This window comes from Methylobacterium sp. 190mf (assembly GCF_900107945.1).
Taxonomy (GTDB): Bacteria; Pseudomonadota; Alphaproteobacteria; order Rhizobiales; family Beijerinckiaceae; genus Methylobacterium.
In genome coordinates this window covers 132,491-146,813 of the sequence record NZ_FNVI01000011.1, presented here as the reverse complement: position 1 = coordinate 146,813, position 14,323 = coordinate 132,491, and the positions used below count along the sequence as shown (strand labels likewise).

The 14,323-nt window shown below is 74.3% G+C and carries 14 protein-coding genes; 10 read left to right on the top strand and 4 right to left on the bottom strand.

Annotated features, from left to right (window positions below):
- The first annotated feature begins 86 nt into the window (after nt 1-86).
- The 7 genes from C4T42_RS15130 (at nt 87) to xseA (ending at nt 6,157) form a co-directional block, all read left to right on the top strand.
- A complete protein-coding gene (locus C4T42_RS15130; RefSeq protein ID WP_244603207.1) occupies nt 87-326 on the top strand; it encodes a hypothetical protein in 240 nt (79 codons plus the stop codon).
- Between the two features lie 148 nt (nt 327-474).
- Nucleotides 475-738, top strand: coding sequence for a hypothetical protein (locus C4T42_RS15125; protein WP_042673132.1), 264 nt, complete (start codon nt 475-477; stop codon nt 736-738).
- A 104-nt stretch (nt 739-842) separates the two neighbouring features.
- Nucleotides 843-1,100 carry a catalase gene (locus C4T42_RS15120; RefSeq protein ID WP_020093435.1) on the top strand — a complete coding sequence of 86 codons (258 nt, stop codon included), beginning with the start codon at nt 843-845 and terminating at the stop codon, nt 1,098-1,100.
- Between the two features lie 67 nt (nt 1,101-1,167).
- On the top strand, nt 1,168-1,374 hold the full coding sequence (locus C4T42_RS15115; RefSeq protein WP_103985344.1) for an Rmf/CrpP family protein: 207 nt from the start codon (nt 1,168-1,170) through the stop codon (nt 1,372-1,374).
- Entirely contained in the window at nt 1,374-2,690 is a 1,317-nt protein-coding gene (locus tag C4T42_RS15110; RefSeq protein WP_103985343.1) for an MFS transporter, read from the top strand. Before C4T42_RS15115 ends, C4T42_RS15110 begins: the two co-directional genes overlap by 1 nt.
- A gap of 182 nt (nt 2,691-2,872) precedes the next feature.
- A complete protein-coding gene (locus C4T42_RS15105) occupies nt 2,873-4,345 on the top strand; it encodes an MDR family MFS transporter (protein WP_020093438.1) in 1,473 nt (490 codons plus the stop codon).
- A 111-nt stretch (nt 4,346-4,456) separates the two neighbouring features.
- Nucleotides 4,457-6,157 carry an exodeoxyribonuclease VII large subunit gene (gene xseA / locus C4T42_RS15100; protein ID WP_103985342.1) on the top strand — a complete coding sequence of 567 codons (1,701 nt, stop codon included), beginning with the start codon at nt 4,457-4,459 and terminating at the stop codon, nt 6,155-6,157.
- Between the two features lie 49 nt (nt 6,158-6,206).
- On the opposite strand, the gene C4T42_RS15095 is transcribed toward xseA, so the two are convergent.
- Nucleotides 6,207-6,959, bottom strand: coding sequence for a GNAT family N-acetyltransferase (locus tag C4T42_RS15095; RefSeq protein WP_103985341.1), 753 nt, complete (start codon nt 6,957-6,959; stop codon nt 6,207-6,209).
- A gap of 125 nt (nt 6,960-7,084) precedes the next feature.
- Between C4T42_RS15095 and C4T42_RS15090 the strand changes: the two genes are divergently transcribed.
- Together C4T42_RS15090 and C4T42_RS15085 are read left to right on the top strand one after the other, a co-directional pair.
- Complete coding sequence (locus tag C4T42_RS15090) at nt 7,085-8,512, top strand: alpha/beta hydrolase (protein ID WP_103985340.1); 1,428 nt, start codon at nt 7,085-7,087, stop codon at nt 8,510-8,512.
- Nucleotides 8,509-10,056, top strand: coding sequence for a GMC family oxidoreductase (locus tag C4T42_RS15085; protein WP_103985339.1), 1,548 nt, complete (start codon nt 8,509-8,511; stop codon nt 10,054-10,056). The genes C4T42_RS15090 and C4T42_RS15085 overlap by 4 nt, the downstream gene beginning before the upstream one ends.
- A gap of 6 nt (nt 10,057-10,062) precedes the next feature.
- Here the strand turns inward: C4T42_RS15085 and C4T42_RS15080 are convergent, their stop codons facing one another.
- Both C4T42_RS15080 and C4T42_RS15075 read right to left on the bottom strand, forming a co-directional pair.
- The gene (locus tag C4T42_RS15080) at nt 10,063-10,779 is read right to left on the bottom strand and encodes a GNAT family protein (RefSeq protein WP_103985338.1); all 717 of its coding nucleotides are present in this window, start codon (nt 10,777-10,779) and stop codon (nt 10,063-10,065) included.
- A complete protein-coding gene (locus C4T42_RS15075) occupies nt 10,776-11,402 on the bottom strand; it encodes an FMN-binding negative transcriptional regulator (RefSeq protein ID WP_103985337.1) in 627 nt (208 codons plus the stop codon). Before C4T42_RS15075 ends, C4T42_RS15080 begins: the two co-directional genes overlap by 4 nt.
- Nucleotides 11,403-11,500: 98 nt before the next feature.
- Between C4T42_RS15075 and C4T42_RS15070 the strand changes: the two genes are divergently transcribed.
- Nucleotides 11,501-13,006 (top strand): PLP-dependent aminotransferase family protein, encoded by a 1,506-nt coding sequence (locus C4T42_RS15070; protein WP_103985336.1) that lies wholly within the window; start codon nt 11,501-11,503, stop codon nt 13,004-13,006.
- Here the strand turns inward: C4T42_RS15070 and C4T42_RS31495 are convergent.
- Nucleotides 12,978-14,252 carry a hypothetical protein gene (locus C4T42_RS31495; RefSeq protein WP_146074002.1) on the bottom strand — a complete coding sequence of 425 codons (1,275 nt, stop codon included), beginning with the start codon at nt 14,250-14,252 and terminating at the stop codon, nt 12,978-12,980. The two genes, C4T42_RS15070 and C4T42_RS31495, sit on opposite strands and share 29 nt — an antisense overlap.
- Nucleotides 14,253-14,323 lie beyond the last annotated feature (71 nt).

Here is a 14,323-nt window from a genome sequence, read left to right as displayed (position 1 = left end):
CATGAGCCTGCCGACACGAGCCTGCCGACATGAGCCTGCCGACGCTCCGAGCGGCCTGTCGCGCGGGCGCGTGACGCGCTAGGCTCGTGGCTGCCGTGCAGCCCGATCCGAGACCGCTCCCCGACAGCCTGACCCGCCTGCTCACCGTGCCGGAGCAGCGCCCGGTCCGGGCGCGTCCCGAGTCTTCGCGGAGGGAGCGGGCTTCGGAGCCGCGCTCCGCACACGCGGCGCTGGAAGCGGCGATCCTCCGCGGCTTCGTGTTCGGTCTCTCGGGGCTCGTCTGGCTCGTCGTGCTGGCGCTGTCGGTCCGGCATATCGCGCACTGATCGTGCCCCGAGTCCCCCGCAGTCCCGGCGTGACGCTGTGGATATCGGTGGTGCGCCTGTTCGCCCGCGTCCTCAATCAGTACGCGAACAGCCAAGTTCGCTATTGAGGCGGCCAGACCGGGGGCGGCTCGACGGCGAGGATGGGACGATGTCTCTGACAGGGCGTTTCTGGTTCCGGAAGACCTGGACAGGGCGGCTGGTGCTCCTGGTCGAGGAGGAGCGCCCCCGCTGGTTCGGCCGCGGCTCCGGCAAGCCGCGCTGGCGCAACGCCAAGCTCCTCGATTTCGCCGAGCCCGAGCTGCGGCCGCTCGTGGCGATGGAGAAGCAGCACCGCGCGGGCGGTTCCAGCGGCCAGGTGCGGGCGCTGCGCCCGGTCCCGTCCGCGCCGGCCGCGCGCGCCGCGCACGGCTGAGGGCCGAGACAGGGGGGCGCGCCGCATCTGGTCCGACGCGCGGCCATCACCACCTGTCGTGGGTCGCTCCGCCCGGGGCGGCACCCCTGCAATCGGTGAAGACCATGCCGCGCTACTTCTTCCACACGCAGATCGGCGAGGACGTCATCTCCGACCCGACCGGGATCGAGCTTCGGGATCCGGACGCTGCCTGGGAGGCGGCGCGGGAGACGATCCGCGCCGCCCTGCGCCAGCCGCAGGATCAGGCCCGGCTGATGACGGCGTGCCTCGTGGTCACGGACGACGACGGCGAGGTCGTGCTGGAATTCCCGTTCAGCGAGGCCGTGGCGCTGCCCGCCGACGCGGACCCGACGCGTCACTGAGATCGGCGACGCGCGCGCTCCGCGCCCTACATCGCGCCGCAGCCCACCGGAACGGAGCTGCGCCCGTATGGATACGCCACCGAACGACCTCGATGCCCGCGCCCTCGGCCGGGCCGCGCCCGCCAAAGGGCTCGCCCGGGAAGCCTGCCCCTACGCGGAGGGGACGGAGGCGCGCGCGCTCTGGCTGGCCGGTTACGACGCGGCCCTGGCGGAGGGCGAGACGCCCGTGACCGGCGGTCTCGCCAAGCACCCGGTCGGCGGGTCGGCCCGCTGATGGACGCCCGGACCGCACCGCATCCCGGCGCGCATCATTCGACTCTCGACCGCAAGTCGGTCGGGGCCGTCGTCCTGGGCAACGCCCTCGAATTCTACGACTTCACCGTCTACGCCTTCTTCGCCAAGCCGATCGGCGAGGCCTTCTTCCCGGCGAACGACCCGACCCACAGCCTGCTGGCATCGCTCGCCCTGTTCGGCATCGGCTACGTCATGCGGCCCATCGGCGGTGTGCTGATCGGCGCCTTCGCGGACCGGGCCGGCCGCAAGCCCGCGATGCTGATCACCATCGCGCTGATGGCCGTCGGCATGCTCATGCTGGCCGCCTGCCCCTCCTACGCGACGATCGGCGGCTGGGCGCAGGTCATCGTCATCGCCGGACGCCTCGTGCAGGGCCTCGCCCTCGGCGGCGAGGTCGGTCCCTCGACCGCCTTCCTGCTGGAGGCCGCGCCCCCGAACCGGCGCGGCTTCGTGACGAGCTGGCAGATCGCCAGCCAGGGCTGCGCCGCCCTGTTCGCCGGGATCATCGCGACCGCCCTGGCGCTCGCGGTCGGCGACCAAGCGATGGCGCAGTGGGGCTGGCGGCTGATGTTCGCCCTCGGCCTGTGCGTCGTACCGGTCGGCCTCATCATCCGCAGCCACCTGCCCGAGACCGCCGGCGCCGAGGAGGATCCGCACGCGGCGGCCTCGACGATGGCGGTGGTCGGCCGGCTCCTGCGCGAGCACGGCCGCCTGCTGGGCCTGACCTTCCTGGTCATCGCGGCCTCGACCGTGTCGAACGCGGTCGGCACCAACATGCCGGTCTTCGCGGGCGCGACCCTCGGCCTGAGCGAGACCGCCGCGACGGCGGTGCCGATCGCCCTCGGGCTCGCCTCGGTGATCTTCCCGCTGCTCGGCGGCTGGCTGGCCGACCGGTACGGGCGGCGACCGGTGATGATCTGGCCGCGGGCGCTGATCCTGATCCTGGCGGTCCCGGCCTTCGCCTGGGTGGTGCGGGCGCCGAGCGCTGCCAGCGTCTACGCGGTCACCTTCCTGCTCTCGGCGCTGTCGTCCATCAACGCGGCGGCCGTGATCGTCGGCATTCCCGAGGCCCTGCCGCGGGCGGTGCGCAGCGCCGGGTTGTCCATCGTCTACGCGGTCTCCGTCTCGGTGTTCGGCGGCAGCACGAACTACGTGGTGAACTGGCTGATCGCCGCGACCGGCGACCGGCTCGCGCCGGCCTACTACCTCGCCGCATTCAGCCTCGTCGGGACGATCGCCGCGTTCCTGCTGCCCGAGACCCGCGGAAGGGACCTCGACGCCGACGCGGAGGCCTGAGTCGGTCGCGCCGGGGCGTTCCGCATTATGTATGCACGCGCTGCATCGGGGCGCGTCGTCCATGCGCCCATCGCGGGGCCGACGCCGAGCGGATGTGCGCCCGCGCACGGATCTCGCCGCGGAAAGGCCGGTTGCCCGAGCCAACGCTAGGTGTGCAGGCGCGGTGGGCCTAGATCGGCCCGATGCCCAAGTCCCTCGAGACGCGCCGCCCGCTGGTCCTCGCCGCGGTGATGGCGTCGATGTTCATGATCGCCATCGAGGCGACGATCGTCTCGACGGCGATGCCGCAGATCGCCGGTCATCTCGGCGACCTTCACCTCTACGCCTGGGTGTTCGCGTCCTTCCTGCTGACGCAGACGGCCACCACGGTGGTGTTCGGCAAGCTCTCGGACCTCTACGGACGCCGGCCAGTCCTGCTGTTCGGCATCGCGGTGTTCCTGGCGGGCTCCCTCCTGTGCGGGCTCGCGTGGTCGATGCCCTCGCTGATCCTGTTCCGCCTCATCCAGGGCGTCGGCGCAGGGGCGATCCAGCCGGTGAGCCTGACCGTCATCGGCGACCTTTACGCGGTGCGGGAACGCGGCAAGGTCCAGGGCTACCTCGCGAGTGTCTGGGGGATCTCGTCGGTGGCCGGCCCGCTGGTCGGCGGCCTGATCATCGGCCACCTGAGCTGGCCCTGGATCTTCTGGATCAACCTGCCGATCGGCGTGATCGCGGCCGGCCTGTTCCTGTGCTTCCTCCACGAGGGTGTCGAGCGCCGCCCGCGCCAGATCGACGCGATCGGTGCGGCCCTGTTCACCGCCGCCATCGCGGCGCTGATGATCGCGCTGACCGAGGCGGGCGAGTCGGCCGAAGCGGCCCTGTGGCCGGCGGTGGCCTTCGTGGTGGCCGCGACCCTGTTCGTCGTCCAGGAGCGGCGCGCGCCGGACCCGATGCTCGACATCCGCCTGTGGTTGCAGCGCCCCATCGCGACCGCCAACACCGCGACGCTGCTCTCCGGCATGACGGTGATCGGGCTCACGGCGTTCCTGCCGATGTACGTGCAGGGCGTCATGCGGCAGTCGCCCCTGATCGCCGGCCTGACCCTGACCCTGATGGTGCTCGGCTGGCCGATCGGCGCCACGACGGCGGCGCGCAGCTTCGTGCGGTTCGGCCTGCGCCCGATCCTGCTGGTCGGCGCGACGCTCCTGCCCCTCGGCGCGGTCGCCTTCGTGGCTCTCGGGCCCGACACCTCGCCGGCGGTGGCGGCCTGCGGCTCGGTCGTGATGGGGCTCGGCATGGGCTTCCTGTCCACGGCCGCCATCGTGATCATCCAGGACAGCGTCGCCTGGGCGCAGCGCGGGGCGGCGACGGCCTCCAACATCTTCTCGCGCAACCTCGGCTCGACCCTCGGCGCGACCGTCCTCGGGGCGGTGCTGAATTACCGGCTCGCGAACCCGTCGAGCGGCCCGGCGGTGAACTCCGATCAGCTGCGGCGCCTGCTCGACGATCCGGCAAGCCTCGGGGCCGGCGGCGAGGCGATCCGGGCCGGCCTGGAGCACGCCCTGCACGGCACGTTCTGGACGGTGTTCGCCGTGGCGGGGCTGACCCTGCTCCTGTCGCTGCTCGTCCCGCCGGTGGCGATCTCCGACCGGCCGCGCGAGCTCGCCGTCGAATGAAGGGAGCGGCATTCGCCGAGGGAGAGGCGCCGCAGGCGCGGCGCCGGCCGAGCGATCCCGTCTCCACAGCGGGCCTTTGACTGTCCCGCCTGAGGCCCCTAGCGTCGGCTCATGCCCCTCGTGCCGCCCCCGCGCCCCGCAGCCCAGCAAGCGGCGGACATCCCGCCGACCAGCGTGCTCAACGCCAACCAGCCGGAATGGTCGGTCGGCGAGCTCGCGGGCGCCCTGAAGCGCACCCTCGAGGACGCCTTCGGGCACGTCCGGCTGCGCGGGGAGATCTCGGGGTATCGCGGCCAGCACGGCTCGGGTCACGCCTATTTCTCCCTGAAGGACGGGCAGGCGCGGATCGACGCGGTGGTCTGGAAGGGCGTGTTCGGACGCCTGCGCCAGCGGCCGCAGGAGGGATTGGAGGTCGTCGCCACCGGCCGCATCACGACCTTCGCGGGCAAGTCCTCGTACCAGATCGTCATCGAGAGCCTGGAGCCCGCGGGGCTCGGCGCCTGGATGGCGCTCCTGGAGGAGCGCAAGAAGCAGCTCGCGGCCGAGGGCCTCTTCGCACCGGACCACAAGCGGCCGATCCCCTACCTGCCGCGGGTCGTCGGCGTCGTCACCTCGCCGACCGGCGCGGTGATCCGCGACATCCTCCACCGGCTGGAGGACCGCTTCCCCCGTCCGGTCCTCGTCTGGCCGGTGCGGGTCCAGGGCGACGGCGCGGCCGAGGAGGTCGCGGCCGCGATCCGCGGCTTCAACGCCCTCCCGGCCGGGGGGCCGATCCCGCGCCCGGACGTGCTCATCGTGGCCCGCGGCGGCGGCTCGATCGAGGATCTCTGGGCCTTCAACGAGGAATGCGTCGTCCGCGCCGCCTTCGCGAGCGCGATCCCGCTGATCTCGGCGGTGGGGCACGAGACCGACACCACGCTGATCGACTACGTCTCGGACCGCCGCGCGCCGACCCCGACGGGCGCCGCCGAGATGGCGGTGCCGGTCCGCGCCGACCTGATCGCCACGGTGGCGGACCTGTCGGCCCGCGGCCGGGGGGCGGTCGGGCGCCGGATCGACCGCGACCGGTCGGACCTGCGCGCCCTCGGACGGGCCCTTCCGAGCGCCGACGCCCTGCTGGCGGCCAAGCGCCAGCGGCTCGACCTCGCCGAGGCGCGCCTCGCCCCGGCGCTGGCGGCGGGCGCGAGCCGCCACCGCGCGCGGCTCCAGCTGCTCCTCGACCGGATGGCTCGCCGCTCGCCCGACGTAGCCCTCGCCAACGCCCGCGCCCGGCTGGCGCGGATCGACCACCGGCCGCTCCACGCCCTGCGTAACGACGTCCAGCGCAAGGGCGAGGCCCTGGTCCAGCTCGGGCGCCGCCTCGTCGTCGCGCGCGAGGCCAGCCTGGAACGGGCCCGGGCGCTGCAGGCGCGCCGCACCGACCGGCTCCTCGCCTTGTCGGAGCGCCTCACCCAGGCGGGCGCGCGCGGGATCGAGCGTCGTCGCGACCGGCTCGACGGTCTAGCGGGCCTGCTCGGCTCACTCAGCTACCGTGCGGTGCTCGACCGGGGCTACGTGCTGGTGCGCGACGCCGCGGGGCTGCCCGTCCGCCGCGCCGCGGAGGCGGCGGCCGCCCAGCGCCTCAGCCTGCAATTCGCCGACGGGACCGTGACGGCCGTGCCCGACGGAACGTCCGATCCGTCCCTGTCGGCCGCGCCATCCCCGTCCGCGAAGCCCGCTCGGCGCGGCGGCGCGGCCGCGCCGGCGACGGCCGGCAAGCGGACCGGCGCGAGCCCCGCCCCGACGCGGCAGGGCTCGCTGTTCGACGCCTGAAACGGTCGCCGCGGCCGGATGTAAGGGCCGGCCCGCGACCCCCCGCGTCTCAGCCAGGCTCCGGTCCGACCCGGTAGTGATAGCGGTACAGTTCGCGCTCGAATCCGAGGGCGCTGTAGAGCGCCCGCGCCGGCGTGTTCGCGGCCACGACCTGCAGGCAGGCGGCCCGGGCGCCCTCCCCGCGGCCCCAGCGCAGCAGCGCGCCGACCGCGCGCCGGGCATGGCCGCGGCCGCGCAGGGGTTCGGGCGTCGCCACCGCCTCGATGACCATCAGCTCCCGGTCGAGCACCCCGAAGGCGATGGCGCCGATGCCCCCCTCGGCCGCTGCCGCCGCGAAGGCCCGCGGCAGGGCCAGGGCGGCGACGGTGTCGCGGAACACCCGCGCGGCCGCTCCATCCGCCCGATTCACCGCGTCGCGCAGGGCCAGCCAGTCCGGCCCGGGCGCCGCGGCGACCGCCACGGCCGGATCGGGCGCAATCGGCAGGTCGTCGAGACCGCGGATCAGCGTGCAGGTTTCGTCGACCACATCGTAATCGCCGCCGGCGAGGGGCGGCTCCATCTGCGGGGCGATGGCCGGCACGCGGAAGATCGGGCGCTGCCCCAGGCGGCCGTAGATCGCGCGCGCCGCCGCGATGGCCGGTCCGGGCGCGCCGCTCCCGCGCATGGGGTTCACGGAATTCTGCCGCTTCGAGCGGCCGCCGGCGGCGCGCAGCAGGTAGCCGTCGACCAGGAGCTCGCGCGGGCTCGGCCAGGCGTTGAGGCAGGCCTCCTCCACGCGCCAGGCCTGTTCGAGATCCGCCATCGCCGCCTCCTCCGATGCTCCTGATCGCACGCGGCCACGACTCGGCCAATGAGTCCGAGACAAGACTTCGGCCATGCGGCGTCGCGTACGCTTGAAGCATTCCGGCGCCGCGCGATGTCTCGCCGATGTCCGAGCCCGAAGTCCTGTTCTGCCTGCACTTTCTGGGCGGAAGTGCCCGAAGCTGGGAGCGTCTCGCGCGCGCCCTCGACGGGACGCCGTTGACTTGCGTGCCCGTAGACTTGCCGGGCTTCGGCGATGCTGCCGGCACGCCGGGCTACTCCGTCGCCGCTATGGCCGATCACGTGGCCGAGGCCATCCGCGCGCGGGCTCCGGCGCGCTACGCGATTGCCGGCCACAGCATGGGGGCCAAGGTGGCGCTGGCGCTCGCGCGCCGGGCCGAGGATGGCGAGGCGGGGCTGGCAGGGCTCACCGACCTCGTCCTGGTCTCCGGTTCGCCGCCGAGCCCGGAGCCGATCCCGGAGGACCGGCGCGCCGACATGCTCGCTTGGATCGACGCGGATCCCGAGACCCGGCGCCGCGAGGCCGAGGCCTTCGTGCGCGCCAACGTGGGCGACGGCCTGGATCCCGAGACCGAGGCGCGGGCGGTGGCCGACGTCCTGCGGGCCGAGCCGGCCGCCTGGAAAGCCTGGCTCGAGGAGGGCGCCAACGAGGATTGGTGCCGCCGGGTCGGCGTCCTGCGCACCCCGGCGCTGGTCCTCGCGGGGTCCGAGGATGCCGACCTCGGGCCTGACGCGCAGCGGGCCCTCACGGCGCCCCACCTCGCGCACCATCGTCTCGTCACCGTGGACGGCGTCGGCCACCTCCTGCCGCTGGAGCGGCCCGAGGCCCTGGCCGACCACCTGCGCGCCCATCTCGGTGACCGGCCCCGGCCGCCCGTCGAGGCCGGCCCGGCGGTACCGCCGGACTACGCGGCGCTGATCGCCTCCGAGCGCGTGAACAGCCGCCTCCGTGAGGCGCTCGCGGAGCGCGCCGCGCCGGGCGATCCCGCATATCGGCCGGCGGCCCTCGACCCGGTGGAACTCGCGATCCTGCGGGCCGCCCTCGCCCGCGTCGTGCCGGTGCCGCATCTCGATCTGGTCGCCCGCCTCGATCGGCGGCTTTCCCTCGGCGACGGGGACGGCTGGCGCTTCTCGGCCCTGCCGCCGGACGCGGAGGCCTACCGCGCCGCCCTTCGGACGCTCGACGCCGCCGCCCGCATCGCCCGCAACCGCCCGTTCGTGACCCTCGACGCGGCCGAGCAGGACGGGCTGCTCACCCTGTGCGCGCGCGCCGCGCTGAAGGTTCCGGAGAGCCTCGGCGGCCGCCTCGACGCCGACCGGATGCGGTTCTGGTTCGAGGATCTCCGCGCCGACGCGGTCCGCCTCTGGCTCGGCCACCCGGCGGCCCTGGCGCGGATCGGCTTCTCGGGCATCGGTGCCGGCGGCGACCGACCGGGCGAGATCGCGGACGGCCTGCCGGGCTTCCACGCCGTCGGACTCGACGCGCCGGAACCCTGGGAGCCGCTGGCGCTGCGGCCGGAGGCGGGACGATGAACCTCGCGGGGATGCGGACCTACCGCGCGGACGAGGCCGTCGACGCGGTCGTGGTGGGGACTGGTGCCGGCGGCGCGCCGCTCCTCGCGCGCCTCGCCGCGGCGGGGCTGAAGGTCGTGGCCCTGGAGGCCGGACCGAACTTCACTCCGGAGCGCTTCGCCTTCGACGAGACGCTGGCCGACGAGATCTACTGGACCGAGGAGCGGCTGAGCGGCGGCTCGACCCCGGAGGCCTTCGGCGCGAACAACAGCGGGACCGGCGTCGGCGGCTCGACGCTGCACTGGGGCGCCTTCGTGCCACGGGCCGACGCCCGCGACCTCCGACTGCACACGGAGAGCGGCGAAGGGGTCGACTGGCCACTGTCCTACGAGGACCTGCTCCCGTTCTACGAGCGGGTCGAGCGCTTCCTCGGCGTCTCCGGCGCGCAGAGCTATCCGTGGGATGCCGGCCGCCGTTATCCCCTGCCCCCGGTCCCGCGGAACGGGCCGGCGCAGATCATGGCGCGGGCCTGCGAGGCCCGCGGCATCCGGTGGGCGGACGCGCCCGCCGCCGTGGTCTCGCGGGACTTCCAGTCCGAGGACGGGCCCCGCCGCAACGCCTGCATCAATTGCGGCTACTGCCACCAGGGCTGCCGCACGGGCGCCAAGGCCAGCATGGACGTGACCTACCTGCCCTACGCGGTCGCCCACGGTGCCGAGATCCGGGCCGAGGCCTTCGTCCACGGCCTGGAGCGGGGCGCCGACGGCCGGATCACCGGCGTGGTCTACCGGCAGGACGGCGCGGAGCGGCGGCAGCGCTGCGGCGCCGTCTTCCTCTGCGCCGGGGCGGTCGAGACGCCGCGCCTGCTGCTCCATCTCGGCCTGGCCAATTCCAGCGGCCAGATCGGGCGCAACTATATGGGCCACGTGGCGACCCAGGTCTGGGGCACCTTCGACCACGAGGTGCGCATGAACCGGGGCTATCCGTCCTCGCTGATCACCGAGGACTTCATCCGCGCCGGTGCCGACTTCGCCGGCGGCTACCTGATCCAGAGCCTCGGCGTGGTGCCGTTGACCTTCGGCAACTCGGCGGCGCGGGGGCGCGGCCTGTGGGGGCAGCCGCTGCTCGACTACCTCGACCGCTACAACCACTTCGCCGGCATCGGCATCAACGGCGAGACGCTGCCCTGCGACGCCAACGTGCTGACCCTCGCCGACGAGACCGACGCGCACGGGATGCGCAAGGCCCATATCAGCTTCGGCTACAGCACCAACGAGAACCGCCTCAACGCGCACGCCACCAAGGTCATGCGCGGTCTCTGGGAGGAGGCTGGGGCCGACGACGTCTGGGTGCTGGAGCGCGTCGCCCACACGCTCGGGACCTGCCGGATGGGCCGCGACGGGACGAGCGCCGTCGTCGACCCGCACGGCCGCAGCTTCGACATCGACAACCTGTGGATCTGCGACGGCTCGACCTTCCCGAGCTCGCTCGCGGCGAACCCGGCCCTGACCATCATGGCGCTCAGCCTGCGCAGCGCGGAGGCGTTCCTGGCCGGCGGCCCCTGAGCCGGCTCAGCCCGCGGCGGCGCGCAGGTCCGCGAGCCCGCGCCGCTGGCGACCCGCCCCGTCGAAGTTCGACGGGTCGAGCCACGCCGCGAAGCCGGCGCGGACCCGCGGCCACTCGGTATCGGTGATGGAGAACCACGCCGTGTCGCGGGAGCGGCCCTTCACCACCACGGCGTTGCGGAAGATGCCCTCGAAGGTGAAGCCGAGCCGCAGCGCCGCCGCCCGGGACGGGGCGTTGAGGCTGTCGCATTTCCACTCGTAGCGCCGGTAGCCGAGTTCGTCGAAGGCTCGGGCCATCATCAGCGCCATGGCCTCCGTGGCGGCGGGCGCCCGCTGCAGCCGGGGGCCGAAGTGGAGGTGGCCGACCTCGATCACGCCGTTGGCGGGATCGATCCGGAGATACGAGGCGATCCCGAGGGCGTCGCCGCTCTCGGGATCCAGGATCGCGTGGAACAACGGGTCCTCGCTCGTCTGCTGCCGCGCGAGGCGCGCCTGGTAGGTCTCCGCGCTCTCCGGCATCTCGTCGCCGAGATAGGTCCAACCGCGCGTGTCGGGGGCGGCCCTGTAGGTGGCGTAGAGTGCGTCCGCGTGCGCCGCGGCGTCGAGCGGCACGAGCCGGCAGAAGCGGCCCTCCAGGGGCGTGCGCGGCGGCCGCGGGCGCGGGCTCCAGTCCGGCAGCGCCGGGCCGACGGGCTGGCCGAAGCCGTTGAGGCGCGCGCTCACAGCCCGCTCCGCTCGGCGACCAGCCCGGCGAGACCCGCCTCGCCCTCGGCGCGCAGCCCCGCGATGACCCCGTGCCGGTCGGCCTCCGGCCTGTTCTGGCTCATCTTCCACTTCCCCTCGATCCGCGTGATCGGAATCTCGATGCCGATGATGCCCCGAACCTGCGCGGCGACGAACGGCGCCGGCGCGTCCGCGACCGCCCACGGCTCGGCCCGGGACGCCTCGCGCAGCGCGGTGAGGTCGGCGATCTGGCGCCCGAGCCAGTCCGTATCCTCGATCATCCGCGGCCGGCCCCAGGCATGGACGGTGGCGTAGTTCCAGGTCGGGACCACCCGGCCGTGCTCGCGCTTGCTCGCGTACCAGCTCGGCGTGACGTAGCCCTGCGGCCCCTGGAACACGATCAGGCACTCCTCCGCCGCGGCGAGATCCTGACCCTGCGGGTTGGCGCGGGCGAGATGCGCCCGCAGCACCCCGTGGGGACCGTCGTCGTCCAGGAGGAACGGGATCGGGTTGGCGGTCAGGCCACCCGCGCCGGCGGTCACCAGCAGGCCGAGGGGGTTGGCGCGGATCAGCGCGTGCTGCGCGGCGCGTGAATCGTCCCGGAAATGGGGCGGCTGGTACATGGGCCTGTCCTGCGGCGATCTTGCGGATCCGGGCTTGACCGTTCGGCGGTCCAGGCGAAAGATCCAATTCTCGCACCGCGACTGGACCAGTTTGCCGCATGGCTCGGGCTCCCCTGCCCCTGACGCTCACCCTCGACACCGCGGCCGCGGCGCCGCTGCACGCGCAGCTCCGGGAGGGCCTGCGCGCGGCGATCCTCGAGCGCCGGCTGCCGCGCGGGGCCCGGCTCCCGGCCTCGCGGGTCCTGGCCGCCGACCTCGGCTGCGCGCGCGGGACCGTCGTCCTGGCGCTGGAGCAGCTGACCGCGGAGGGCTACCTGACGGCGCGGCCGGGCTCCGCGACGCGCGTCGCCGCGACCCTGCCGGACGACGCGCTGCCCGCGCCCGGCCCGCTCCGACGCCCGGGGGACGAGCCGGCCCCGACCCTGTCCCGTCGGGGCACCCGCCTCGTGTCCGCTTCGAGCCGGCGCTACATGGCGGGTCCGGGCGTGCCCGACGCCTTCGCGCTGGGCCGGCCGGCGCAGGACGCTTTCCCCTTCGAGGTCTGGGGTCGCCTGCTCCAGGCCGAGTGGCGCCACGGCCCGACCGAGCGGCCGGACCCGCGCGGCTCGCCGGCCCTGCGCGGCGCCATCGCCGCCTACCTGGCGCAGGCGCGCGGCGTCGCCTGCGAGGCCGACGACGTCATCGTCACCGCGGGTATCCGACAGAGCCTGCGCCTGCTCGCCGAGCTGCTCCTCGATCCCGGCGAGACCGCCCTGGTGGAGGAGCCCGGCTTCCCGGGCATCGCGCAGGCCCTCGCCGGCGCCGGCCTGAACCCCATCCCCGTCCCGGTCGGTCCCGGGGGCCTGTCGGTGGCCCTGGCCGCCGCGGGGGCGCCCGGCGCGCGGCTCGCGGTGGTGACGCCGGCCCACCATTACCCCCTCGGGCACGCCATGAGCCTGGAGAACCGCCTCGACCTGCTGGCCTGGGCCGAGGCGGTCTCGGGTTGGATCGTGGAGGACGATTACGACGGCGCCTACCGCTACGCCGGACGCCCGCTCGCGCCGCTGCGCGCCCTCGATCGCGGCGGCCGCGTGATCTACGTCGGCAGCTTCTCGAAGCTGCTGCTGCCCGCCCTCGGCTTGAGCTACCTCGTGCTGCCCCGCGGCCTCGTCGCGCCGGTCAATCAGGCGCTGGCCGAGACCGGTCCCGCCCCGCCCGGGATCGGCCAGTGGGCGCTGGCGCGCTTCATCGAGGACGGCCACCTCGCCGGCCATCTGCGCCGGACGCGCCGCCTCTACGCCCTGCGCCAGGAGGCGCTGATGGAGGCCGCGCGCCGCCACGCCGGGGACGTCGCGGCGATCGCCGCGATGGAGGGTGGGATGCACGTGATCGCCCGGCCGGGGCCGGCTTGGCGCCCGGCCCTCACCGACGTGGCCGCCGCGGCGGCGCTCGGCCGCGCGGGAATCTCGGCGGTCGCGCTCTCGGCCTACCACGCCGGTCCGGCGGAGCCGGGCCTGCTCCTCGGCTACGCCGCCGTGCCCGAGCGGGCGATCGAGCCGGCGGTGCGGCGCATGGCGGAGGTTCTGCGGGTGGCGTTCAGTGGAGGATCGCGCCCGTCTCCATGAACCGGTTCAGCCGCTCGATCAGCGGCGCGACCATCACCCGCTCGTACTGCGGCAGCAATCCGCGCCGCGCGTGGGCCACGTTGGCCTCGGCCTGCTCGCGGGCGAGGCGGTGCCAGCGCGCCCGGTCGTCCCGGCACGCGGCCCAGGCGCGCTCGATCGACCGGAACACGAGCGGCAGCCGCTCGGCCGGGTCGGACACGAGGTCGTAGTGGTGGTCGATCAGGCCGCCGAAGGTCTCGAAGCCCAGCTCGGACAGCCGCGCGACGGCGCGCGGCGCGCCCACCGTCACGAAGGGCAGGCCCGTCGCCGCTGCCTTGATCGCCTTCTCGGTGATCCGCTCGACGCCCGGCTCGAAGAAGTCGGTCTCCGAGATGACGGTCAGGTCGCACGCCGCGTAGGTCTGGGTGTCGAGGGTCATGACCATGTCGGTGCCCTGATCGGCATCGATCCGCCGCGCCTGGCGCGGGATCCAGCTGCCGACATCGGCGAGCAGCGGCCCGAAGGGCGCCTCGATCTCCGGCGGGGCGTGGAAGACGTCGATGCCGCCCGCCTTCGGGTTGTCCTCGCCGATGCCGTGGAAGGAGATCAGCCCGTCGCGGTCCAGCCCGCTGAGCTGGAACCAGCGGTAGAGCAGCACCCGGTGCCAGCGCAGGGCCGCGTTCTGGCAGAGGAACCGGGCCGGGCCGGCGGCGCGGGCGAAGGGCGCGTAGCCGGTGCGGTCGAGGGGGTGCTGGGGGAAGAGCCGCGGACCCTCGGCGTCGTCCAGCCAGAGGGCGACCTGGAGCGGGAAGAACTCGAAGGTCCAGAACCGCAGGCCCTCGCCGTAGAGGCGCTCGTAGTCGAGCCGCAGCAGCCGGTTCTGCGTGACCAGGATCACCCGCTCGCGCGGGATCCCGCGGTCTTCGAGGTTCCGGTGCAGAGCCTCGAAGGTCGGCGCGTGCAGGCCCGGCCCCTCGTTCGAGAGGTCGAGGAGCAGCGCGGCGCGCCCGGCGCGCAGGTTCTCGGCGTCCCCCGGTTCGAGGAGGTCGAGGCGCCCGTTCGCCTCCGGGAAGCCGAGGCGCACGAAATCGAGGACCGGCAGGCAGAGGACGTGGTTCGCCGGGCCGGGTTGGGCGGTGACGGTGACCCGCTTGCCCAGCCAGCCGAGGGCCGCCGGCAGGAAGTGCCCGGCCTCGCCCCGGGGGACGAGCAGGATCTCGGACGGGACTGGCCCGGATAGGACTGGCCCGGATTGGACTTGGCTCATCGTGACGCCCGCGCGGCCGGTTCGGACGCGGTCCGCCGCCGCGGGACCGCGCCGAGCCGGATAAAGCCTCG